Source organism: Bowmanella dokdonensis (assembly GCF_017254865.1).
Classification (GTDB): Bacteria; Pseudomonadota; Gammaproteobacteria; order Enterobacterales; family Alteromonadaceae; genus Bowmanella; species Bowmanella dokdonensis.
Map to the genome: position 1 here is coordinate 1 of NZ_JAFKCV010000024.1, position 23,158 is coordinate 23,158.

The following is a 23,158-nucleotide window of genomic DNA, read 5'->3' on the forward strand; positions in this document are numbered from 1 at the left end:
ATGCTGCTTAATGGCCTTGATGATTTGTTCTTCGGTATAACGTTTTTTCATTCTGAGATCTCCATTGGCTCCAGTTTATTGGAAATCTCATCAAAGTCATGGTGTTAAATCTGGGGAGAAGGTCAGAACAATGAACAAATTGGCTAAAGTTACTTCGATTCTATCCATGTCTTTTGTGACAACATTGCATGCAGCTTCATTTGGTAGCTATGACCTAGTATCTAAGAGCGATTTTCCTAGCGATGGTTATATTCCACCAGAGTATGTGTCTTTCCAAGGCACAGAAAGAACAATTGGCAAAACTATTGGGATTTGCACTGACACACACTCTAGGCGTGTCCCCGGAAAGATAGTGGATGGAAGCTGCTTTGTAGAATGGGATGGAAAAGAGTACAAAAACGATGAATTCTTCATACTAAGAAGCTCAAGTGGTTATAGGTGGACATCAGTAAATCAAGAAAACAAAAACTTTATCTTGAATGCTGGGGTAACGCCAGGCACCACGGATGAGGGAAACTATGTATATCATTGTAGAATATGGGATCCACAGAACAACATATACACTGCTGGAAAATATATTCCTTCAAGGAATGGCTGTTACTTTGCTCTGTATGGTGCAAATTTTAGGAGTGAAAAACACGCCTTCTTGGAAGTGCTTACCGTAGGAAGCCCTTCCCAATACTGATTAATTATGATTTGGAAACCATCTATTTTTAATAGGTGGTTTCTAAGTCAGCGAGAGCCTAACATCCTTCAAAAACCAACCTTCAATGAGTTTCTTTTTGATCTTTCTGTAATGATTAAAGGACATGATGATTGAAAAAAGCCATTTTTACTATCGCGGTAGGGGCAGACAACCCTATGTACCAAGCATCAATTAGAAGCTTTGAACGCTATGCGAAACGGGTTAACGCCGACCTAATCGTTTCAGATGAGTTACATTATCCGATAAAAATTGATGAACCGAAGTATTATGCCAATCCTGCTTGGGCAGAGAAAATGCGTATTGGCGAACTTCTAAAAACTTATCACCGGGTGTTGTATTTGGATGCTGACATATTGATCACTCCTAATGCCAGAGATGTGTTCCAACATTATGAAGATTTAGATACCATCTATATGTTTAATGAGGGACGATACGTCAATCGAGACGAACCAATCGAGAGCATTAGTAGTCTATTAGGGATGATTTCAGACTGGTCCGTCTCAGGGAATAACCCTACTTATTACAATCTTGGTGTTATGTTAATTTCTCGTCAGAGCCCACTCTTCAGTTTAGCCTCTCTGGAAGAGTTACAAGCTATTTGCAACAAAACCAAGTTTTATGAACAAACCTATATCAATTATTTAATTCAAAGACACAAATTAAAAAACAGCAACTTAGAAGAAAAATTCAATCGAATGGATCTTCTAGGGAATAAAGGCTATAAGCAAGCCGATTTCATTCATTACGCCAATAAAGGTTTCAGCAAAAGCGGCCGTCGAAGGGAGCTCCAGTATGTAATAGACTATCTGGATTTCTTCAAAGAGGAGATTAGTATGGCTGATCAGAAAAACTTGAAAAAAAGTGTGTGGAAATTCTACCTGAGTCGGGTTTATGCCAGGTATAACTATCTACCCAGAACTTTACTAAGATTTCTTTGCCGAACCTTTGTCAAAGTATAAAGTAGTAGAGTCTTCGTTAATAAATAGTTAAAAGAAATTTTATATTTTACGCGTCAGATCAGATGAAAATTTGTTGAGTTAAATATCATTACGCGTCCTACATCTGGCTATTCGTTAAGAGTAGAGTACAGGGCGAGCTGAAATTCACAGGTGGCGATAAACAATGCCACGGTTTAGCTATTTTGACGTATGTCGGTACGCCAATATTTTGAGCACCTCAATTTTAGAATTGTGGTCGGTGCTAGCCCATGTTTGTGTGGAACTTCGACTTTTGAGGTAGGCTAGGCGATGAGCTGTCGCTATAATCTCGGCTTTTAACCCTAGAAAGGAATCCCCATTGCGAATCTGCGCCATACTGCTGTTAGTTTTTTCACCGCTGGGCCTGGCCAAAGGGCTGTCCCCTTACCTACCTTTGCAGTTGTCACCAGAAATTGAAGCACAGATTGAACAAGTGATGGCACTGACAGATGCCGCTCCCCTGACCAAGCCCTACAAAGCGTCCGATTTACTGGCCAGACTGGCTGTTATTAAGGATAGCAATCCGCTTTTGTATCAACGATTGTCAGTCTATCTGCAGCGCTACACCAAAAGCCTGGGACGCACCCATTTCAGTGCCGAGCTGGCATTGGCCAATGACAATGATCGGGCCATTCCCAACCAGCGCAATATGCGCAATGATGCCGCCTATAGGCTGTCGGTAGGGGGCTTCTACCAGCCCAGCCCTTATTTTATCTTCAATACCGGAGTCATTAAGGCGGAGAGTACCGCCCCGGCTTATAGCCAAACCTTTCTGGGCTTTGGCTATGAATACTTGCAGGTGGAGGTCGGGTACCGGGAGCACTGGTTTTCGCCCTTTCAGGACTCAGCCATGCTGGTGAGCACCCAGGCCAAGACCTCCCCCTCCATTACCCTGAGCAATGCCACCCCAATCAGTGACCGGCATATCCGCTATGAGGTTTTCTATTCCATGCTGGAGGAAGTGGAGGGTATCCGACTGGGTGACGAGTTATTTCCCGGGCACCCTCGCCACGCAGGCCTGCATCTTAGCTTTACCCCTTTGGATTTCTGGACCCTGGGCTTTAACCGTACCCTGCAGTTTGGCGGCGGCAAAAGGGAAGTGGACTTTTCCGATGTGATTGAAGCCATTTTTGACCCGGCCGGAAAAGACAATATCAGCAAGATTGATGATCCTAATTATGAATTTGGCAACCAACAGGCCTCTGTTACCAGTAAGTTTAATTTCAACCTGGGCATGCCGGTCTCTCTGTATCTGGAATATGGCGGAGAGGATACCCTGGGTAAGAAGAACTACAAACTGGGTAACCAGACCTATTCCTTTGGTGTTTATCTGCCTCTACTAACCGACAACCTGTCCCTGCGTTATGAAGCCTCTGACTGGGCCACCGCCTGGTATGTGCATCACCTTTATCAGCAGGGCTATACCAATGGCGGTCAGGTAATGGGCCATTGGGGAGGCAACGCCCGCGTGTTTAATGATGGCGTTCCGGCCACCACTCACTCACTGGCGCTGGACTGGCAACTGGCTCCTAACCAGTTGCTGCACGGACAATTAAGGGTGATTCAGAATGAAAACAGTGCCCGTGCCGACTACCAGACCGGTTATGAACTGCAGCTCCGGTACAGCTATGCGACCTCCCAGGGCTTCTGGGGCGCTGAGCTGAATCTGGGTGAGGATGTGTTCGGAAACCGCTTCAGCCGTCTGGCCGGCTTCTATCGGTGGTAAGTGAAATGAAAGAAACCACTCTGTCCCCCTTAATCAGTAAAGAGCAGCTTGAAGGTGCCCGACGCATTCTTTACATGACGCATTTGGCCATCGGTGACTTTGTTTACCAAAGAGCATTTTTACATGCGTTAAAACAATCTTATCCAACCCTGCAATTGGATATCTGGATCGATGACTGCCGCAAACGCAAAAAAAGTTGGCATGCGGGACGTAACCAAACTTTGATACAGTGGTTAGAGAGTGAAGACTATATAGAGAACATTTATCCAATCGCATCAAGCCAACAAGATCGTGAATCAATAATCTCAACGGCCAATGCCAAGGGATACGATCTGATTGTTTTTAACGCCACTCAGAGGGCAGAGCAATACGCAAAATATGCCAGGAAGATTGGGCCGAAAGCCTTTATCGTCGGAACCAGGTCGCAGAGCAACAGTATATTAGATTGGTGGCATTTTCGTCACATCGACAGAATTTACAGACTCTCATCTCAGATCGCGTCGCTACATATAAGTCAGCAATATCAGCAACGTTTCTTTGCTCTGCTGGGTATTTATGTTCCCGAGTCAGCTCGCCTATACCCTATTGCCGTACCCAACGAGTTTCGCGACAAAATAAACCGGGAACTCATCGGTACGCCGGTTGAAAGTGAACAGATTATTTTCATTAATCATCTTTCTACAACTGAGAAGAGGAACTATCCCTGGCCCAAGCTTAAAGCACTATTGATAGCCTTGCATCAGGCTCGACCAGACCGACGGTTCATCATCAATACGCCCCCAGCACACTATACTGAGATTTGCCATCAGCTTGAGACAGAGATTCCGATAAAGAATTTAAGAGCCAGGCCTTTCACAGCCTCTGACTTTTTTGAATTACCAGCAATGATGGAAGCCTGTGACCTAGTGATTTCGGTAGAGACTGCCGTCATGCACATTGCCTCAGCTTTAAATAAACCACAGGTGGTATTAATGCGAGATTCTGCCAAAGCCTGGGTTCCAACAGGTGTGGCTGAAATACTGTTTGGCAAGGGACGTGTTGATAACATTCCTGTAGAGCAAGTTATGACAGCTGTTGCGAAGATGACCGCACCGGTCATGCCAGGCTTGAAACCCAATCGGCCCCTAAGATAAGCTTGGCGCTGGTTTTTCCATAGTTGACCTGTATATGCATACCAAGGCCATTTATCCGGGCACCTTCGATCCCATTACCAACGGCCATGCGGACCTGATCGAACGGGCCGCCAATATGTTTGCCCATGTGACGGTCGGCATTGCCGCCAACCCAAGTAAGAAGCCCCTCTTCAGCCTGGAAGAAAGGGTGGAATTGGCCAAGAAGGTGACTTCACATCTGAAAAATGTGGAAGTGCTGGGCTTTACCGGCCTGCTGGTGGACTTCGCATCCAAGCATCATGCCACCATCCTGATTCGTGGCCTGCGGGCAGTGTCGGACTTTGAATACGAATTTCAACTGGCCAACATGAACCGTCGTCTGAATCCGAATCTGGAAAGCGTGTTTCTGACCCCTGCAGAAGAAAATTCCTTTATCTCCTCTACCCTGGTCAAGGAAGTGGCCCTGCATCGGGGGGATGTCAGCGGATTCTGCCATCCTGTGGTGCAACAAGCCCTGATGGACAAGTTCAAGGAGCGCGGCTAGAACCCTCCCCAAGAGGCGAGGGGCTAGCGCGGTGCAGGGATGCAACGCCATTTTCATTGCTTAGTAACGCATTGAAAACGGGAGGAAAATGGAAATAGCAATTTTCATTTTACGTTCCAGAAGAAGGGCAGGAGCCCGCTTCTGGATGGAAAACGAGTCAACGCTGACACCTGGCGCAGTAATAGCTGTTGCGCTGTCCCAGGGTCAGGCTTTTGATCGGCTCCTCACAACGCAGGCAGGGCTGACCCGCCCGGCCGTAAACATGCAGCTGCTGGGCGAAATAGCCAGGATTGCCGTCGGCCTGGGTAAAGTCTTTCAGTGTGGTACCTCCCTGCTCAATCGCCCTGGCCAATACCTGCTTAATGGCCAGGGCCAGTTTCTCGTAACAGGATTTGCTGACCCTGCCTGCCGCTTTACTGGGATCGATACCGGCCATAAACAGTGATTCGCTGGCGTAAATATTGCCCACACCAACCACTATCTGGTTGTCCATGATGAAATTCTTTACCGCCAGTTTCCGGCGCCGGGACAACTTATACAGATGCGATCCATCAAATGCTTCGGTAAGGGGCTCGGGGCCAAGCCGTTTCAGAAGCGGATGTGGCTCATCTCCCCGCTCCTGCCAAAGACAGGCACCGAACCGGCGAGGATCATTGAATCGCAGGCACTGGCCGTTATCAAGGCAGAGATCCAGATGGTCATGTTTCTGCAAGGGAGCGGAGGTGGGTAGCACCCTCAAGCTGCCAGACATGCCCAGATGCAGGATTAGCCAGCCAGGCGCAGTCTCAATCAGCAGGTACTTGGCACGACGGGTGACCGACAGGATTTCTTCTCCTTCCACCTGCAGTGTGTCAGGCGGTATTGGCCAACGTAACTGCCGCTGGCGGACCTGCAGTAGCGTCACTTTTCTGCCAAGCAGATGGGGACTGATACCCAGCCGGCTGACTTCCACTTCCGGTAATTCAGGCATCAGTATGCTCCGTCAGGAACAAAGGCCGAGAGATGTTGGTCAGGCAGCAGATAGAGTTGTTGCCGATGCTCCAGCCAAATCCCCTCCTCACGCTGACTCAACTCGAAAACCCGCCCCTGCTCTTCCCCGGCCAGCCAGATCACTGCAACCAGGCCGTCTGCCAGTTTCCCCGGCCCCAAAGGTTCGGCGATGGCTTGCTGCCAGTTGTTGACTACCTCCGATAACTGTTCGGCACTCGCATTGGTGGAGGGTCTCAGACGCCACCCAGGACCGATACGCTCTAGCTGATGGCCACCAAAATCCATTTTCATCACAGGCAGCCCGTCGGGCAACAGCTGACCGGACTGTACCGGCGGTGCATCATCAAGAAACTGCCCGCTTTGATTGAATAGCAGAATCAGCAGCAGGGTGGCAAAAATCAGGACATTGTTCCAGCCACGGCGGGATAAGCGAATCATCTAATCACAACTCAATTAAGTGAGGACTCCATTAAGGACCATTCTAGCGTCAGTTCGCCTTTCGGTGCCACTTAGCAAAAAACCCGGCGAAGCCGGGTTTTTCTGGAGACAAAAACAAGTTCAATTACTTGATTTTGGCTTCCTTGAACAGCACGTGCTTGCGTACCACGGGATCAAACTTCTTGATCTCCATCTTGCCAGGCATGTTGCGCTTGTTCTTGTCTGTGGTGTAGAAATAGCCAGTGTTAGCAGTCGAAACCAATTTGATTTTATCGCGCATGGGTTATTCCTCAGATCTTCTCGCCACGGGCACGGATATCAGTCAAGACTGAATCAATACCCTTTTTATCGATGATGCGCATACCTTTAGGAGTCAGGCGCAGTTTTACGAAACGGTTTTCGCTTTCCACCCAAAAACGATGGGTTTGCAGGTTTGGCAAGAAGCGACGACGCGTTGCATTCTTTGCGTGTGAACGGTTGTTACCTACCGCCGGACGCTTGCCAGTTACTTGACATACTCTGGACATTGTTTGTCTCCAAATTACCTTAAATCAATCCTGGCCGGCCATTAAACAACCCAAACCAGATCACGCTAGTGACAAGAGGGCGCATTTTATACAGCAAAGCCCCCCTCAGATCAACTGTTTTCGCTTTCTGCACTGGGCTACCGGGACTTACAACAACCCGCGTTCGGCGAAAGACACAGCCTCGCCGTCGCCGACAACAAAGTGGTCCAGTACCCGGATATCCACCAGCGCCATGGCGGCACAGATCCGGTGAGTGATCTGCTTGTCGGCCTCGCTGGGCTCTGCAACACCGGAAGGATGATTGTGGGCGAGGATCACGGCGGCGGCGTGAAGGTCCAGGGCGGTCTTAACCAGCACTCTGGGGTATACCGAAGCCGCATCGATGGTGCCGTGAAACATGGGTTTAAAAGTAATCAACCGGTGCTGGGAGTCCAATAGCAACATAGCAAAGAGTTCATTGGGTTCATCTCGCATGCGGCCGATCAGATAGCGACGGGTGTCTTCGGCGCTGCAAAACGCCTGTTCGCGCAGCAGGGACTCCTGAAGGTAACGGCGAGCCATTTCCAGAACCGCCTGGAGCTGCACGTACTTGGCCCGCCCCAGTCCTCTGGCACTGCAAAATTCCTGCTGACTGGCCGACAGTAAGCTGCGCAAACTACCAAACCGGCTTAACAGCTGTCTTGCCAGATCCACCGCGTTGGTACCGGCCACACCCGTGCGCAAAAAGATAGCCAGCAACTCCGCATCCGACAGGCTCTCACTGCCTTTATGCAGTAACTTTTCCCGCGGCCTTTCCGCGTCTGGCCAGTCCGCTATTTTCATCGCCCTTCCCTTGGAATTGGTATTACTCATTCGCAGGCCTTTAATGATAGGCTAGCCATCTAATCACTGAATAGTTTTGTTGCGATGCAAAGTTTAACCGGGAAGAACATCCTGCTGGGCATTACGGGCGGCATCGCCGCTTACAAGACCCCCGACCTGGTGCGCAAGCTGAAGGCCAAAGGCGCCAATGTCCGGGCGGTGCTGACGGCTTCTGCCAGCCAATTTGTCAGCCCCCTGTCCCTGCAGGCAGTTTCCGGACTGCCGGTGTCCCAGGAACTTCTGGATCCGGCAGCCGAAGCGGCCATGGGCCATATTGAGTTGGCCAAATGGGCAGACAAAATTCTGGTCGCTCCGGCCAGCGCTAATTTTATCGCCCGCCTGACCGCCGGTATGGCCGATGATCTGCTTAGCACCCTATGTCTGGCCTCCAGCGCCGAAATTATCCTGGCCCCCGCCATGAACCAGCAGATGTATCGTGCCGGAGTGACCCAACAGAATATTGAAAAGTTACAACAACGTGGCATCCAGTTACTTGGACCGGCTGAAGGAGAACAGGCCTGCGGCGATTTGGGCCCGGGCCGGATGCTTGAACCACAGGAATTGGCCGATGCGCTGGAGCAAGGCTGCTTACCAGCCTTGTTTACCGGTAAGCGTATTATGATTACCGCCGGTCCCACCCGTGAAGCCTTGGATCCGGTACGCTATTTGTCCAATCACAGCTCCGGCAAAATGGGCTACGCCCTGGCCCATGCAGCCGCCCGCATGGGGGCGAAGGTTTTGCTGGTCAGTGGCCCTGTCAATCTGCCTTCCCCCCCGGGCTGTGAAAGAATCATGACTGACAGTGCCCTGGATATGCATCAGGCCGTGATGCAAAGAGTGGGGGAAATGGATGTGTTCATCGGTTGTGCTGCAGTGGCCGATTACCGACCTCAACAACAAGCGGGGCAAAAAATCAAAAAATCCCAAGATAAGTTAACACTTACTTTAGTGAAGAACCCCGATATTGTTGCTGAAGTTGCCAGTCTTGCCAACAAGCCCTTTACCGTGGGCTTTGCCGCGGAAACGCAGGACGTGGCCCATTACGCCAAAGACAAGCTGGCAAGAAAAAAACTCGATATGATTGCAGCGAACGACGTATCCAAGCAGAATATCGGCTTCAACAGTGAACAGAATGCGTTATCGGTTTACTGGCCTTCAGGCGAGGCCCTTCTGCCAGTCAGTGACAAACTTACGCTGGCAGCACAGCTCCTGACCTTGATTGAAAAGCAATATAAAGAATAAAAGATGCACAAAATTGATGTGAAGATTCTGGATCCGCGGATTGGAGCGGAATTCCCTTTGCCCGAGTATGCCACCCCGGGCTCAGCCGGGATGGACCTGCGCGCCTGTCTGGACGAAGCGCTCAGCCTCAAACCCGGCCAGACCGAACTGTTGCCGACCGGCATTGCCATCCATATCGGCGATCCCGGCCTCTGCGCCACTATCCTGCCCCGCTCGGGCCTCGGCCATAAACACGGCATTGTGCTGGGTAATCTGGTGGGTCTTATCGACTCGGATTATCAGGGCCAGTTAATGGTGTCGGTGTGGAATCGAAGCCAGGATGAATTCCTCATCCAGCCCGGTGATCGCATTGCCCAATTGGTTTTATTGCCAGTCATCCAGGCCAGATTCAGCATTGTTGAGGATTTTGCCTCCAGCGAGAGAGGCCAGGGTGGATTCGGTTCCTCCGGGCGCCAGTAAAGGGAGACACCATGCCAGCCACCAAAAGCAACAACCGCCGCGCACAGATTCTCCAGGCCCTGGCCAGTATGCTGGAAACCAGTCCCGGTCAACGCATTACCACCGCCAAACTGGCTGCAGAAGTAGGTGTCTCCGAAGCGGCCCTTTACCGGCACTTTCCCAGTAAGGCACGGATGTTCGAGGGGCTGATAGAGTTTATCGAAGAGACCCTGTTCTCCCGTATCAACAAGATCCTCGAAGACGAGAAAGATACTGCCATTCGCTGTCAGCATATTCTGCATCTGATCCTGGGATTTGCGGAGCGCAATCCGGGCATTACCCGCATTCTAAATGGGGACGCCCTGATGGGTGAACAGGATAGGCTGCGCACACGCATTGCCCAATTGTTTGAGCGGCTGGAGACGCAGCTGCGTCAGGTTCTCAGGGAGAGGAAACTGCGGGAAGGCAAGCCACTGGCCGCCGACGAGGGACTGGTTGCCAATATCCTGATCTGTTTTGCCGATGGCAGAATTAACCAGTTTATCCGTAGCGAATTTACCCGTCGTCCTACTGAGGGTTTTGCCGATCAGTGGCACTTTATCCGCCAACGATTCTTCATCTGATTAGCTAAAAAGGGGCCAGAGGCCCCTTTCGTTTATCTGGCAAGCCAGAGATTACTTCGCAAAGGTCTCACCAAAAAAGTCCCCCTGATTCCAGGTGGGTCTGATTTTGTCGTTCGCAATGGTCAGGCCTATCTGCAAATTTGCTTCGGTAAAACGTCTGGCAGCCTGCCAGTTGAAGGCGTCGCTCAGTTCATCCGACGGCTGGTGATAGTCGCTGTGCAGAAATTCGGCAAACTTCTTGCCCCCATCAACCTTAGGATCCATGGATGTCAGTCCGGGTACCAGAAAAACCGCCGGAATGCCCTGTTTGACAAACATATAGTGATCAGAACGGGTAAACAACGCCTGCTCTGGCCAGGGGTCAGCACTCAATGTCATACCCAACTTCTGTACCGCATCGGATACCGCTTGTTGCAGGCTGCTGTGATTGGCGCCAAAGGCTATTAAGTCGGCAAATTCATAAGTCAGGATGGGCATGTCCAGATTCACATTTGCCACCAGGCTTGTCACAGGCACGGTGGGGTTCTGTGCGTAGTAATCCGCCCCGAGCAGGCCTTTCTCTTCGCCTGTCACCGCCAGAAACAGAATGGATCGGTTTGGCCTGACGGGTAACTGGCTGAGCAGTCTGGCGGTTTCCAGCAGCACCGCTGTGCCGCTGGCGTTATCCATGGCGCCATTATTGATCCTGTCCTTCTTCACGGTTTTGGCCAGCCCTATATGATCCGAATGGGCGGTGTAAACCACATACTCATGTTTCAGTTCAGGATCTGCCCCTTCCAGGATCGCTGCCACATTGGGACTGGAGATTGTCTTATGCTCACTGCGTTTGCTGAACTCGATACTGGCCGGCAATATAAACCCGGCCGGTACCAAATCTTTTTCAAGATCGGCATAGATTTGCTCCAGGCTTCGCGGTGCACCTGCAAAAAGTAACTCCGCAGCCTGCTGGCTGAAGTACGCAGAATTTTGCAGGCCTGGATAGATATTGGCTGGCTGATCTTGATTATCCAGCCATCTGACGGTGGGCGTGTGCAGATGATTTAACCGGCTCTGGTAAGGCTTTACCTTTTCCGCAGTGGGCGTACTGATGGTGATCATGCCTATGGCACCTCGCTGCGCTGCATGCCGGCTCTTCTCGCTGCTCGAAGCAAAGTGGGCTCCTTCCTCACTGGGGAAACTGGCGGGCTTTCCCGACAGCACCACCACCACCTTGCCTGATACATCCAGGTTGGCGTAATCATCATGATTGAGTTCGGGCGCAACCATGCCATAGCCGGCAAAGACCAGATCTCCCCTCACCTGGCTGAGTTCCCTGACGGCGCTGGCAGAAGTCAGATACTGCCGGGGATAATCCAGAGACTGTTTTCCGCTGGCGGTTATCAGGGTCAGTTTTGGTGAATCCTGCAACAGGTAGGATTGACGAAAACGCACCCGTTGCAAGTAGCTTCCCTTGTCGCCGGCGGGTTTGAGACCTAACTGTGCAAAGTGACTGGCAATATATAAAGAAGCGATTTCATGGCCGGTTGAACCGGTGTCGCGCCCCTCCAGCAGATCATCGGCCAGAAAAGCCAAATGGGCCTTCAACCTGTTGGGATCCGCCTCAGGCTGCGCGGCCTGCAGGAGGAAGCTGCAGAATGCCAGCAGCAATATGCTCAAAGATTTATTCATGGGACTTCAACTACATAAAAATCGCAGTTTCCCATATTTTCCCTTTCGTTTCCGCAAATTAAGTTGACTTGCCTGGGGTCTTCGCTAAGCTGTTGAGAACATATATTCTTAGGTGAAAAAGATGCCGAGAAAGGCCCAGTATGACGTGACACAGGTTCTGGATCAGGCCATGGATGTATTGCTGGAACATGGCTATCACGGCTCGGTCATGGACGAGATTATCGCCCGCACGGATTTTAATCGCCGCGGCTTCTACATAGAGTTCTCCAGCAAACAGAATTTTCTCTATCTGGTGCTGGAGCGCTATCAGCAGATCAAGCTGGCGCCGATTATCGCTCATCTCAATGACAGCCATGGCCTGCGGGCCATTGAACATTTCTTCGAGCAATATATCCGTTTGGTCAAAGGCAAGGGCTGTTTGCTGATTAATTGCATCACGGAACTGGGTTTTGACGATGCCCGCATCCGGGAAATGGGCCGTCACTACCTGGATAATCTGCAGTTCAGCTTTATCGGCTGTCTGGAAAGGGCCCTGCAACATGGCGAGATAAGACGGGATGTTCAGCTTGAAGCCACGGCCCTGCAACTGACCTGTTATGTGCAGGGGTTCGCCGTCAACGGCATTCTGGCTGCCAATACCGATGAGTTGAAATTAGCCACCCAGGCGCTACTTGGCCCACTGGCCACCGGGCCCTGAATCATTCAATCTTGGCAGCGGGCTGTCGAAGCGATAAGATCCGCCGTCACCAACCTGTTGCATGAATCCCATGAGCAAAGCCAAACCTCTCTATAAAGTGCAATTTATCAGTAACTCAGAACGTTACGAGGTGTATGTGCGCGAAGTGAGTCAGGGCGCCCTGTTCGGCTTTGTCGAAATTGGCGATTTCGTCTGGGACAGCCGCAGTTCGCTGGTGGTGGACCCCGGTCAGGAGAAACTCAAATCCGAGTTTGATTCGGTGCTGCGTACCTTTATCCCCATGCATAACGTCTTACGTATTGATGAGGTGAAAAAGCAGGGCAATGCAAAAGTGACCGAACTGTCCGACAAAGTCACGCCGTTCCCAAAGCCTATCTACACCCCAAAGAACTGAATCGGGCACCATACTGCCGTCAGCCTGTCAGAATCACCGACCAACAGCATACACATGAGCGTGAAATTCCCTTAAGCTGAGTGCGGAATAACAAGCAGAAGGTATCCCACTTGTGTTGAGAAAACTGATTCTGGTCGCGCCACTGCTATTCAGCAGTGCATTGCTGGCCAATGACAATCTGGACAGGCTGCTGGATGAGATCTGGCAGTTTGAACTCAAAAGCTCGCCCGTCACCGCCACCTCCCAGGGTGTACATGACTATGATCATTTGCTGACCGATGCGTCTCCCGAGGCCCTGAAGCGGGAGAGAGACCAGGCGGCGGCCTATCTTGAGGAGCTGGACGCGTTTGACCGGGACAAGCTCGACAAGACCAGTCAGATAAATCTGCTGATGCAGCGTCGTCGTCTGCAGGAAACGGTCGACCAGTTCGACTTCAATGCCCACTACATGCCGCTGACCTCAGAGTATGGATTTCACAGCGGCCTGGCTTTTCTTCCGCGGACCAGCAAGTTTAATAACCTGAAAGATTACGAAAACTACCTGGCCAGGCTCGCAGCCATTGCTACCTACTTCAACCAACAGTTGCACTGGATGCGCAAAGGCCTGGAAACGGGGCTGACCCAACCGCAGGTAGTATTGAAGGATTTTGAGCAAACAGCCCTGGCGTTTATCCATGAGGATCCCACTGACAGCCAGTTTTACGGGCCCTTCGAATCCTTCCCGGACAGTCTGGACTCCTCCCAACAGGCGCAACTCAAAGAGCGAGCCAAAACAGTCATCAGGCAAGAAGTGATGCCTGCCTATCAGAAGGTCTACAACTTTCTGGTTAAGGAGTATATTCCCGGAGCCAAGCAGAATATTGCCGCCAAATCCTGGCCTAATGGGGCCGACTACTATGAAAACCGCGCCCGCTACTATACCACTACGAATATGAGCGCCGAGGAAATCCACCGGTTGGGCCTGGCAGAAGTGAAGCGCATCCGCGATGAAATGAAAACAGTGATGAAAGCCAGTGGTTTTAAAGGCAGCCATGCAGAGTTTGTCGAGTTTTTGCGTACCGATCCGCAGTTTTATCCCAGAACAGCCGAGGAGCTGATCAAGGAAGCGACCTATCTGTCCAAACAGATCGATGCCCTGCTGCCGAAACTGTTTTATAAGCTACCCCGCACTCCCTACGGGGTGGCGCCGGTGCCGGATAGCATTGCACCCAAGTACACCACCGGCCGTTATGTAGGTCCTACCCGCGACGACCAGCCAGGCTGGTACTGGGTTAATACCTATGCTCTGGATAAACGCCCTTTATATGAACTGCCGTCGCTGACCCTGCATGAAGCGGTTCCCGGCCATCACCTGCAAAACGCTCTGGCCAGGGAGCTGGATGATTTGCCGCCGGTTCGTCGCTTTACCTATATTTCAGCTTTCGGTGAAGGCTGGGGCCTGTATTCCGAGTATCTGGGTAAGGAAATTGGCTTCTACAAGACTCCTTACGATGAATTCGGTGCCCTGAGCATGGAGATGTGGCGGGCCTGTCGCCTGGTGGTCGACACCGGTATGCACATGAAAGGCTGGAGCCGCCAGCAGGCCATCGACTACATGCTGGAAAATACCGCCCTGTCGGCCCATAACGTCACTACGGAGATCGATCGTTATATCTCCTGGCCTGCCCAGGCGTTGTCCTACAAGATTGGGGAAATCACCATTAAACGGCTGCGCAAAACGGCCGAACAGGCCTTGGGTGAGAGGTTCGATCTGCGCGCCTTCCACGATATGCTGCTGGAAAATGGTTCCATTCCCCTGGATGTACTCGAAGCCCATGTGGAAGATTACATCGAGCAACAAAGCCTCTGACAGGCAGGCCCCCGGCCTGCTTTTTCCAGCGACTTTAGTCGCAAACGGGTTAAATCGGCGCCTGGGTTAAGATAAACTGAGCGCCCATTTTTCCGGGGGTGTCTTATGCTGTTGTTTGCTCTTTTTGGTCTGTTGATTCTGGTATTGATTTACCTGCTAGTCAGAAATCAGGCAACACAGAAAGAGCTGAATCAGTATAAGCACTGGCAAAAAACCGGTGAAATTCAGCGCCGCTTTCTGCTGGAAAACATGGGCTACCTGAGCCACGAATTACAGAGCAATCTCATTGCCAGACTCAATAAGGCCCATCAGCATCAGCTAATCCGTCAGGAAGACTTTGAAGTAGCCTCACTCATCCTGAACAATCTCGGCAATGTAGTGCTGATGTGTTGCGAAAAACGGCAGACCGTTCAGGAGTCGGTGAAGAAACTGGTCAATGCCTCCGCCTTATCCGAAACCCGCCTGACGCAATTTATCTCCTCTCAGCCCAGTGCCGTCAGAGTGGCCTGGAGCAAGAACCAAGTGGGCGGCTTTATCACTGCCTGCAGCCATATGAGCCGGATTAACCAGTTGGAAAACGCCAAATCAGTCAAGCAGGAAGCCGTCGCCTGAAACTAGCCGGCCATAGCCAACAGAATTTTCCATTCTCCTGCCGTGACCGGCATCACCGACAGCCGATTGCCCTTCTGTACCAGTTGCATGTCTGCCAGGGCGGGATTGGCCTTAATCTCCTGGAGACTCAATATGTGGTCAAACTTGCGTTTAAACCTGATATCCACCATGTACCACCGTGGCTTATCCGGATCACTTTTAGGATCATAGTATTTGCTGTCCGGGTCAAACTGGGTGTGGTCCACGTACCCCTCCTTCATTACCTCGGCGATGCCGGCAATGCCCACCTTGTCGCAGCTTGAATGATAGAGGAACACCTGGTCACCCAGTTTGATCTCATTACGCAGAAAATTCCTTGCCTGATAATTCCGCACCCCATCCCAATGTTCGGTCTGCTGCGGCCTTTCGATTAAGTCGTTGATCCCGAAGGCATCTGGTTCTGTCTTGAATAGCCAATAGTTCATTGCTCTTCCTTCTTACCGCCGGCTCGGGCGGATTCACACTTGCACTCTCGCCAATCATAAATATACTGTACATATATACAGTTTCTTTATCTTTATGAATCACCTTCTCGATCATTTAAAAAACAAAGGCTGGGTCTGGCAAGGGGATTTTAGCCGCCCCCTCGCCGACAAGCGAACGGCAGGCGAAAATGAATTGCTCTCTCATCTGCCTGGAGGACTGGCCGCTTATGACCTGGTGGAAATCCATAGCCCCATCGGCATCGGCGAACTGCGGTTTCTGCTGCCCCGCCTGGAAGTTAACAGCAGTGACCGGCGGTTGCAGGTGTGGATAGCCCCTCCTCACAAGCCCAATGCCGAATGCCTGCATCAGGCAGGACTGGAGCTCAGTCAGCTCTGGGTTATACGTCCAGCCGCTGCCAGAGACGCCTTATGGACGGCGGAGCAATGCCTCAAAAGCGGTGCCTGTCACTCAGTACTGCTCTGGCACGGTGAACTGAATGTTGCCCAGGTTAAACGGCTGCAGCAGGCCTGCCAACAAGGTCGGGCCCAGTTATTTCTGCTACATGGCGAAAAGCCTCAGTCGCAATCCTTACCGGTCTCTCTGAGCCTCAGGCTTCAACCCCATGACAGGGGCCTGCAAGTCACAATCAACAAGTGCCGCGGTAGCTGGCCGCCGGCCCCTTTTACACTGGAGATGCACAAACGCTGGCCCAGGCTCTGTCTGCCCCGGTGCCAGGAAACAAGGAATGTGATCCCTTTTCCCCGGGCTCAAGCCAGTTGAACGGTGCCCCTGATGCAAGCGCTTTGGCTTTACCTGCATTTTCCCAGTCTGCAACTGGACACCCTCTATACACAACAATCCCTGCCACTGGCCGTATTGAACAAGGAAAAAAATCAGATAGTTCAGCTTAATCAGCGTGCGATGGAAAGTGGATTATCTCTGGGCATGGGGCTGGGGACAGCCGCCGCCCTGAGTCGCGACGTGCAGATCCTGGAATACAAGCAGGACCTCGAAACCGGGAAATTGACTGAAATTGCCCGCTGGCTCTATTTCGTGACATCGGATATTGCCTTCTGCCCCCCCAATGGCCTGCTCCTCCGTATACATCATATGTTGTCCCTGTATGGGGGGCTGGAGGGCTACTGGGAGGCTTTAAAAAGTCGCCTTGAGCCACTGGCAGTGAAATTCCAGTATGCCTGCGGGCTGACTCCCCAAGCTGCCAGAATGCTGGCTAGAGCAGGCCATAACCTGCTCAGTCAGGACAGGAATCTGTTGAGCACCCGGGTGGCACAATGCAGTTTGGAGCAAGCCGAACTCGTGGATAAAACCAGGCTCAAGCTCTCCAGGGTCGGGGTAAAGAACGTCGGGGAACTATTGGCGGTACCAGCCACCGAACTGGCCCGGCGCTTCGATATGCAACTGGTCACCTATCTGGGTCAGTTGAGCGGGTTGTTCCATATGCCTGTGGATTTTTATCATCCGCCGGCCATCTTTGACCAGTCGCTGGAGCTGATGTACGAAATAGAATCCAGCCCGATACTGCTTCACCCCATCAAGCGTTTATTGAAAGATCTGCAAGCATTTCTGCGCCTTAGAGACAAACTTACCGATGAGCTGCTATTGCTGCTTTCCCAGCGGGATGCCGAAATCATCGAGTTGAAAGTCAACTCTGCCCAGGGAGAGTATCAGCTCGAAAAATGGCTGGAGCTGATAAACCTGAAGCTGACGAACCTGCCGCTGCAACAGCCGGTCTATGCCTTACGCCTGGTGGTCAGGCACTTTGTCGAGCCCCAGGGCCAGAGCAACGATCTCTTCTCTGGCAGGCAGGGGCAAACCTCAGTCGCTCAATTGTTATCCGTGCTGCAGGCAAGGCTGGGGCCGGAGGCGGTCTCATGCCTGCAACTCAATGATGACTTCCGTCCGGAGTTAAGCACCAGATATGCTCCGCCACTCAGATCAAGCGGTCCCCCTGACTGGCCCCTGGCCACCCTGAGACCGGCCTTCCTGCTTGAGCCACCGCAGCCGCTGAGAGAAAAGGTCCGCCTACTGCACGGGCCTGAGCGCATCCAGACAGGCTGGTGGGACGGGCACGCCATTGACCGGGATTATTTTATTGCCCGAAATACTCAGGGCCAGTGGCTTTGGATCTTTCGGACGCGTGACACACAGTGGTACGTGCAGGGGTTATTCAGTTGATGGCCTACGCCGAGCTTTTTTGCCAGAGTAACTTTTCCTTTCTGACCGGTGCCTCTCACCCCCAGGAACTGGTCAGACAGGCTGCCTATCTCGGTTATCAGGCCCTGGCCCTCACGGACGAATGCTCTCTTGCAGGCGTTGTCAGGGCCCATGCGGAGATCCGCCGTAGCCAGCTTCCCCTCAAACTGATTATTGGCAGCCTGGTCCGGCTGAAACCCGATCTGCAAGTCCTGCTGCTGTGTCCGGACAAGGCCGCTTATTCAGAGCTTTGCCGGGTGATTACCAATGCCAGGCGCCGGTCAGAAAAAGGCAGCTATCTGCTACACGAATGGGATCTTAAAACTCTGCATCACTGTCTTTTCCTGTGGCTGCCCTCTGGCAACAAGGCGCAGGACAATATCTGGGCTGCGTGGCTTAAACAGCGCCATGAGGGGCGACTGTGGATAGCCTGTCGACGCCAGCTCACTGCCGACGAAGAGGAGTATCTGGCTCACTGCCGGGCTCTGGCCAGGCAGCACCAGCTTGCCCTTTGTTGTTGCACCGGCGTCTTGATGCATCACGAATCCCGCCTCTCCTTACAGCACACACTGACGGCCATCCGGCTGGGCAAGCCTGTCAGTAAGCTGGGACATCGCATGCTGGCCAATACCGAAGCCAGCCTGAGACCCCTGAATAAGCTTTTCCGCCTGTACCCGGGGGAATGGATCCAGGAATCCCTGGCCATTGCCCAACGTTGTACCTTCAGCCTGGATGAGATCCGTTACCAGTATCCCCGGGAAGTCGTGCCGGCCCATAAAACTGCCATAGAACACTTACGGGAGCTTGTGGCTACAGGGGCCGCCTGGCGGTACCCGCAAGGGCTACCAGAAAAAGTAGAGAATCTGCTGGAGAAGGAGCTGGCTCTGATTGAAGAGCTGAAGTATGAGTACTATTTTCTGACCATCCACGACATCGTCGATTTTGCCCGCCGGCAACAAATTCTGCATCAGGGGCGCGGCTCAGCGGCTAATTCAGCCGTCTGTTACTGTCTGGGTATCACGGCAGTCAATCCGGACAAGAGTCAGGTACTGTTTGAACGTTTTATCTCCCGGGAACGGGACGAGCCGCCGGATATAGATGTGGACTTCGAACATGAACGTCGTGAGGAGGTCATCCAGTACATTTATGCCAAATACGGCAGGGAGCGTACCGCCCTGGCCGCAACCCTGGTCACCTATAGACTAAGAAGCGCATTGCGGGAAGTGGGCAGGGCGCTGGGAATCAGCGAAACCCAGTTGGATTTTTTTATCAAAAACATCAACCGCCGGGACAGCGGTTTGAACTGGCAGGCGCAAATCAGCGAGCTGGGTCTGGATCCTGCCTCTTATCAGGGCCAGTTGTTTATCGCACTGGTCAATGAGCTGATGGGCTTTCCCCGCCACCTTTCCCAGCATGTTGGCGGTTTCGTGATTGCCAGCGGCCCGTTGTACAATGTGGTACCAGTGGAAAATGCTGCCATGCCCGATCGCACTGTCATCCAGTGGGACAAGGATGATTTGGAGGAAATGGGACTGATCAAAGTGGACGTGTTGGCGTTGGGCATGTTGACGGCTATCCGCAAGAGCTTCGACCTTATCCAACAGCACCATGGCCGGAACTTGACGATTGCCGGAATCAGCGCTCTCGGTGATGATCCCAACGTCTATGCAATGATTCAACAAGCGGACACTGTAGGGGTATTCCAAATCGAGTCACGGGCACAAATGAGTATGCTGCCAAGGCTCAAGCCCAGAGATTACTATGATCTGGTCATAGAGATTGCCATTGTCCGGCCCGGCCCGATTCAGGGAGATATGGTGCATCCCTATCTGCGCCGCCGGGATGGCAGAGAAGCCGTTGAATATCCTTCAGAAGAAGTGAAGTCAGTATTAAGTCGCACCCTTGGTGTACCTATCTTTCAGGAACAGGTCATACAGATTGCCATGGTGGCGGCCGGCTTCACCGGAGGGGAAGCCGATCAACTCCGCCGCGCCATGGGCAGTTGGCGGAAAACCGGTGAGCTGCGTCGTTTCGGTGAGAAGCTGGTTAACGGCATGTTAGTCAGGGGCTACTCCAGAGAGTTCGCCGAACAAATCTTCAAGCAAATCTGTGGATTCGGCGAGTACGGGTTTCCCGAAGCGCATTCAGCGTCCTTTGCGGTGCTGGCTTACGCTTCGTCCTGGTTGAAATATTATTATCCTGCGGTTTTCTACACGGCACTGCTGAACAGTTGGCCGATGGGCTTCTACTCACCGGCCCAATTAATTCAGGACGCCAAGCGTCACAATATCCAAATCCTGCCGGTCTGTATCAACCGTTCAAACTACGACTACTGCCTTGAACCGCGGGAAGACAGATTGGCCATCCGCCTGGGGTTGCGTCAGATCAAGGGAATAGCCAGAGATGTCACAGAAAAGCTGATCAGCAGCAGGCCAGCGGAGGGATTCACCAGTGTCAGACAACTGCACACTGCGGGAGTACCCCAGGAATCTCTGGAGTTACTCGCCAGCAGCAATGCCCTGGCCTGTATCAGTGGTCATCGCTACCAGGCCAGATGGTCATTAATGGATAGTACCGAACGTCTGCCTCTGTTACAAAAAGCCGAACCACGAGGTCAGGCCTGGCTGTTCAGACCCAGTGAGCTGGACAACATGCAGGAAGACTATCACTCTGTCGGCTTGTCCCTGGATCAACACCCTGTGCAGTGGCTAAGGAAAGCCAACCTTCTTGGCAGGCATACGCCAGCAAACAGGCTGGCTGAACGTGAGCATCAGAAACCAGTCACCGTTATTGGCCTGGTAACAGGCAGACAGCGGCCTGGCACATCCAAAGGCGTCACTTTTATCACTCTTGAAGATGATACCGGCAATATTAATGTCATCGTCTGGCTGGCCACTGCCAGGGCTCAGAAGCCGGCTTTTCTGAAGTCAGCCATATTGAAGGTCACAGGTATTCTGGAAAGAGGCGATGGCGACGTCACCCATGTCATTGCCGGCAAACTTGAGGATCTGACCCACCTGCTCCCTCCCTTGAAAAACAAATCCCGGGACTTCCAATAATAGTAAAATTTACAAGCCTCCAACCTTGTGAGGAAACTTTTTCACATGCCCGTTTCCAGATCCACCCTATTCCTTCGGTGATGAGCCTAATAGTTGGCATACATAATGAGTGTTCCAGAAGGAAAAAATACGACTAAGGAGACAGAAATGAACAAGTTTATATATCTTAGCCTGTTGGCAACCCCTTTGTTGACCATAGCTGCACCACAAGATGACCGGCAGGGAGACACCGGTAAGGCTGGTATTGACTGGCAAGCTCAAGCGCAGATGCCTGAATTTATCCAGCATGACTTCAAAACCTTAGATAAAGACGACAATGGTCAGATTACCCTGGCAGAAGCAGAGGGCAAAAATTTGGAACGCCACTTTGGCTATGTAGATGAAGATAGGGATTATCTGATCAGCAGAGCCGAATTCCGGGCTTATACAGAGTCGGACCAACAGGATAACTAGCGCCAAGTCATCACTATAAGGAAGCAGACATGAATATATCAATCTCACTATTACCGCTTATCAGCGCCTTAGCCATATCAACCCCTCTGGTAGCGGCAGGGCAGGAGAAAATAGGCAGTGCTTTTTACCACCTTGATAATGATGACAACGGATATATCTCCAAGGAAGAAGCTGATGACAACAACATCTGGCGGCATTTCAGCCAAATTGACAGTAACAACGATGGCAAGCTCACAAGGAATGAGTTTAACCGCTACCTCTATTCCTCTCCTGCTTCATTTGATGAAGGGATAAAAGAGGCAAAGAAAGAGCACGATGAAGGATATGCTGTTGCTGACAGGATAGAAGAGGGTAATGAAAAGGCTGACTACGACCTTAACCGAGGAAACAGGCCGAGTGATCAGGCCCCCAGACCACCCGCCATTGAAAATAGCTTTGAAGAACTGGACCGAAACGACAATGGTAGGATCACCATGACTGAGGCCGAAGAGCGCAATATAGCTTATCACTTTGGCTATGCGGACAAGGATGTGGACTATGCGCTGACCCGCATCGAGTTCAATACCTATGTCGACAATCAGCAGGTACGGTCCGAGTCGGAACGTCGGTAATTGCGTAGCTTTCCCGCTCTTGTTTCATACTGGCACGAAAGATGTAATGCATTAGAGGTACCCACCCCTCCTCAGCCGTAATCAGGAGGCAACCATTACAGGAGTGTTGAGATGAAAAAAGTGAAGCTACTCGCATTACTGACAGGAGTCTTATCAGCCGGGGTTGCTGCTAATACAGCCGGAAATCACGCTCAGCAGTCTTTCGACAAGCTGGATGCTGATGGAAATGGTTATCTTTCCTCGAACGAAACAAATGTGCGGAATGACTTTGCTCGGATGGATGGCAACACTGATGGCAAAGTCACCCGCACCGAATTTACTCGATATCTGGATAGGCAGCCTGACACCGCGAACAACGGTAATAAAGCAAAGAGTGAAACGAAGGGCCTCAGGGATAAAACGAACGCACTGGCCGCCGAGAAAAAAACCTCAGCCTACGATCTGACCGCTGGCCTGCAAGCACCAAAAGAAAATAAACCTGCCCCCATCGAGCAGGACTTTAATGAGTTTGATGAGAATAATGACGACGAGATTACATTGGCAGAGGCTGAAGGTGAAAATCTGGAAACGCATTTTGGCTATGCCGATGCTGACAAGGATTATGTGATCAGTCGCATGGAGTTCAATTCTTATCTGGCTAATAACGAGGATGCCAGGTCAAGTGCCAGCAGCAAGAGGTGACCTGAATAAGCTATCAGGTATTATTTGGCAGTGTCTTTGCTTACTTAGTCACATGGGGTGAAGGAGGACCGAATGTCCGGTGGACATTCGCAGCCGACTGAACGACTCGCAGGGATGCGAGGCTGGAGACAGCTCCAGGGAGGGGTGACACAGAGCAGCCAGCAGCTGGAGCACAGGACTATCAACAGGTGATGGGTTTGGTGTGCCGGTCTGGGACCAGCATGGCCTGTTTTCCAGGCCGCAGAAACAACTAAGCCCACTGTTAAGTGGG

Annotated in this window: 25 protein-coding genes; 18 read left to right on the forward strand and 7 right to left on the reverse strand. The window is 51.7% G+C overall.

The features are described 5' to 3' along the window. The first annotated feature begins 130 nt into the window (after positions 1 to 130). The 5 genes from J0A66_RS20800 to coaD all read left to right on the forward strand — a co-directional run bounded on the left by J0A66_RS20800 (position 131) and on the right by coaD (position 5,065). Positions 131 to 685, forward strand: a complete 555-nt coding sequence (locus J0A66_RS20800; RefSeq protein WP_206575794.1) for a DM9 repeat-containing protein — start codon at positions 131 to 133, stop codon at positions 683 to 685. 131 nt (positions 686 to 816) lie between these two features. Further along, on the forward strand, positions 817 to 1,665 hold the full coding sequence (locus J0A66_RS20805) for a glycosyltransferase family protein (protein ID WP_206575795.1): 849 nt from the start codon (positions 817 to 819) through the stop codon (positions 1,663 to 1,665). A gap of 337 nt (positions 1,666 to 2,002) precedes the next feature. Continuing rightward, positions 2,003 to 3,409 carry a capsule assembly Wzi family protein gene (locus tag J0A66_RS20810; RefSeq protein ID WP_206575796.1) on the forward strand — a complete coding sequence of 469 codons (1,407 nt, stop codon included), beginning with the start codon at positions 2,003 to 2,005 and terminating at the stop codon, positions 3,407 to 3,409. Positions 3,410 to 3,414: 5 nt separating this feature from the next. Beyond that, positions 3,415 to 4,542 (forward strand): glycosyltransferase family 9 protein, encoded by a 1,128-nt coding sequence (locus tag J0A66_RS20815; RefSeq protein ID WP_206575797.1) that lies wholly within the window; start codon positions 3,415 to 3,417, stop codon positions 4,540 to 4,542. Between the two features lie 34 nt (positions 4,543 to 4,576). After that, entirely contained in the window at positions 4,577 to 5,065 is a 489-nt protein-coding gene (gene coaD, locus J0A66_RS20820) for a pantetheine-phosphate adenylyltransferase (protein WP_206575798.1), read from the forward strand. Positions 5,066 to 5,222: 157 nt separating this feature from the next. On the opposite strand, the gene mutM is transcribed toward coaD, so the two are convergent. The 5 genes from mutM to radC all read right to left on the reverse strand — a co-directional run bounded on the left by mutM (position 5,223) and on the right by radC (position 7,842). Next, positions 5,223 to 6,035: a bifunctional DNA-formamidopyrimidine glycosylase/DNA-(apurinic or apyrimidinic site) lyase gene (gene mutM, locus J0A66_RS20825; protein WP_206575799.1), complete on the reverse strand. Its 813-nt coding sequence runs from the start codon at positions 6,033 to 6,035 to the stop codon at positions 5,223 to 5,225. Beyond that, positions 6,035 to 6,493: a hypothetical protein gene (locus J0A66_RS20830; protein ID WP_206575800.1), complete on the reverse strand. Its 459-nt coding sequence runs from the start codon at positions 6,491 to 6,493 to the stop codon at positions 6,035 to 6,037. The genes mutM and J0A66_RS20830 overlap by 1 nt, the downstream gene beginning before the upstream one ends. A gap of 124 nt (positions 6,494 to 6,617) precedes the next feature. Beyond that, a complete protein-coding gene (gene rpmG / locus J0A66_RS20835; RefSeq protein ID WP_102798540.1) occupies positions 6,618 to 6,773 on the reverse strand; it encodes a 50S ribosomal protein L33 in 156 nt (51 codons plus the stop codon). A gap of 10 nt (positions 6,774 to 6,783) precedes the next feature. After that, a complete protein-coding gene (rpmB, locus tag J0A66_RS20840) occupies positions 6,784 to 7,020 on the reverse strand; it encodes a 50S ribosomal protein L28 (RefSeq protein WP_008845260.1) in 237 nt (78 codons plus the stop codon). Positions 7,021 to 7,167: 147 nt separating this feature from the next. Beyond that, on the reverse strand, positions 7,168 to 7,842 hold the full coding sequence (gene radC, locus J0A66_RS20845) for a RadC family protein (RefSeq protein ID WP_206575814.1): 675 nt from the start codon (positions 7,840 to 7,842) through the stop codon (positions 7,168 to 7,170). An 84-nt stretch (positions 7,843 to 7,926) separates the two neighbouring features. On the opposite strand from radC, the gene coaBC reads away from it, so the two are divergent. From coaBC to slmA, 3 genes are read left to right on the forward strand one after another with little or no spacing between them, the layout of a single operon-like run. After that, positions 7,927 to 9,123: a bifunctional phosphopantothenoylcysteine decarboxylase/phosphopantothenate--cysteine ligase CoaBC gene (coaBC, locus tag J0A66_RS20850; protein WP_206575801.1), complete on the forward strand. Its 1,197-nt coding sequence runs from the start codon at positions 7,927 to 7,929 to the stop codon at positions 9,121 to 9,123. Positions 9,124 to 9,126: 3 nt separating this feature from the next. Then, positions 9,127 to 9,582, forward strand: a complete 456-nt coding sequence (gene dut, locus J0A66_RS20855) for a dUTP diphosphatase (protein WP_206575802.1) — start codon at positions 9,127 to 9,129, stop codon at positions 9,580 to 9,582. An 11-nt stretch (positions 9,583 to 9,593) separates the two neighbouring features. Next, entirely contained in the window at positions 9,594 to 10,184 is a 591-nt protein-coding gene (slmA, locus tag J0A66_RS20860; protein ID WP_206575803.1) for a nucleoid occlusion factor SlmA, read from the forward strand. Between the two features lie 51 nt (positions 10,185 to 10,235). Here the strand turns inward: slmA and J0A66_RS20865 are convergent, their stop codons facing one another. Then, positions 10,236 to 11,852, reverse strand: coding sequence for a M28 family metallopeptidase (locus J0A66_RS20865; RefSeq protein ID WP_206575804.1), 1,617 nt, complete (start codon positions 11,850 to 11,852; stop codon positions 10,236 to 10,238). A 121-nt stretch (positions 11,853 to 11,973) separates the two neighbouring features. Between J0A66_RS20865 and J0A66_RS20870 the strand changes: the two genes are divergently transcribed. From J0A66_RS20870 to J0A66_RS20885, 4 genes are all read left to right on the forward strand, one after another. After that, positions 11,974 to 12,549: a TetR/AcrR family transcriptional regulator gene (locus tag J0A66_RS20870; RefSeq protein WP_206575805.1), complete on the forward strand. Its 576-nt coding sequence runs from the start codon at positions 11,974 to 11,976 to the stop codon at positions 12,547 to 12,549. Between the two features lie 70 nt (positions 12,550 to 12,619). Beyond that, positions 12,620 to 12,943 carry a DUF1820 family protein gene (locus tag J0A66_RS20875; protein WP_206575806.1) on the forward strand — a complete coding sequence of 108 codons (324 nt, stop codon included), beginning with the start codon at positions 12,620 to 12,622 and terminating at the stop codon, positions 12,941 to 12,943. 112 nt (positions 12,944 to 13,055) lie between these two features. After that, positions 13,056 to 14,792 carry a DUF885 domain-containing protein gene (locus J0A66_RS20880; protein ID WP_439098886.1) on the forward strand — a complete coding sequence of 579 codons (1,737 nt, stop codon included), beginning with the start codon at positions 13,056 to 13,058 and terminating at the stop codon, positions 14,790 to 14,792. Between the two features lie 105 nt (positions 14,793 to 14,897). Next, a complete protein-coding gene (locus tag J0A66_RS20885; RefSeq protein WP_206575807.1) occupies positions 14,898 to 15,404 on the forward strand; it encodes a hypothetical protein in 507 nt (168 codons plus the stop codon). Between the two features lie 2 nt (positions 15,405 to 15,406). Here J0A66_RS20885 and J0A66_RS20890 read toward each other — a convergent pair whose 3' ends face one another. Then, the gene (locus J0A66_RS20890) at positions 15,407 to 15,868 is read right to left on the reverse strand and encodes an EVE domain-containing protein (protein WP_206575808.1); all 462 of its coding nucleotides are present in this window, start codon (positions 15,866 to 15,868) and stop codon (positions 15,407 to 15,409) included. A 94-nt stretch (positions 15,869 to 15,962) separates the two neighbouring features. Here J0A66_RS20890 and imuA point away from each other — a divergent pair, with 94 nt between their 5' ends. The 6 genes from imuA (at position 15,963) to J0A66_RS20920 (ending at position 22,887) form a co-directional block, all read left to right on the forward strand. Continuing rightward, positions 15,963 to 16,649, forward strand: a complete 687-nt coding sequence (imuA, locus tag J0A66_RS20895; protein WP_206575809.1) for a translesion DNA synthesis-associated protein ImuA — start codon at positions 15,963 to 15,965, stop codon at positions 16,647 to 16,649. Between the two features lie 12 nt (positions 16,650 to 16,661). Then, on the forward strand, positions 16,662 to 18,065 hold the full coding sequence (locus J0A66_RS20900) for a Y-family DNA polymerase (protein WP_206575810.1): 1,404 nt from the start codon (positions 16,662 to 16,664) through the stop codon (positions 18,063 to 18,065). Beyond that, complete coding sequence (locus J0A66_RS20905) at positions 18,065 to 21,142, forward strand: error-prone DNA polymerase (protein WP_206575816.1); 3,078 nt, start codon at positions 18,065 to 18,067, stop codon at positions 21,140 to 21,142. The genes J0A66_RS20900 and J0A66_RS20905 overlap by 1 nt, the downstream gene beginning before the upstream one ends. A 147-nt stretch (positions 21,143 to 21,289) precedes the next feature. Further along, positions 21,290 to 21,595 carry an EF-hand domain-containing protein gene (locus J0A66_RS20910; protein WP_206575811.1) on the forward strand — a complete coding sequence of 102 codons (306 nt, stop codon included), beginning with the start codon at positions 21,290 to 21,292 and terminating at the stop codon, positions 21,593 to 21,595. A gap of 29 nt (positions 21,596 to 21,624) precedes the next feature. After that, positions 21,625 to 22,206 (forward strand): EF-hand domain-containing protein, encoded by a 582-nt coding sequence (locus J0A66_RS20915; protein WP_206575812.1) that lies wholly within the window; start codon positions 21,625 to 21,627, stop codon positions 22,204 to 22,206. A gap of 111 nt (positions 22,207 to 22,317) precedes the next feature. Next, entirely contained in the window at positions 22,318 to 22,887 is a 570-nt protein-coding gene (locus J0A66_RS20920; protein ID WP_206575813.1) for an EF-hand domain-containing protein, read from the forward strand. Positions 22,888 to 23,158 lie beyond the last annotated feature (271 nt).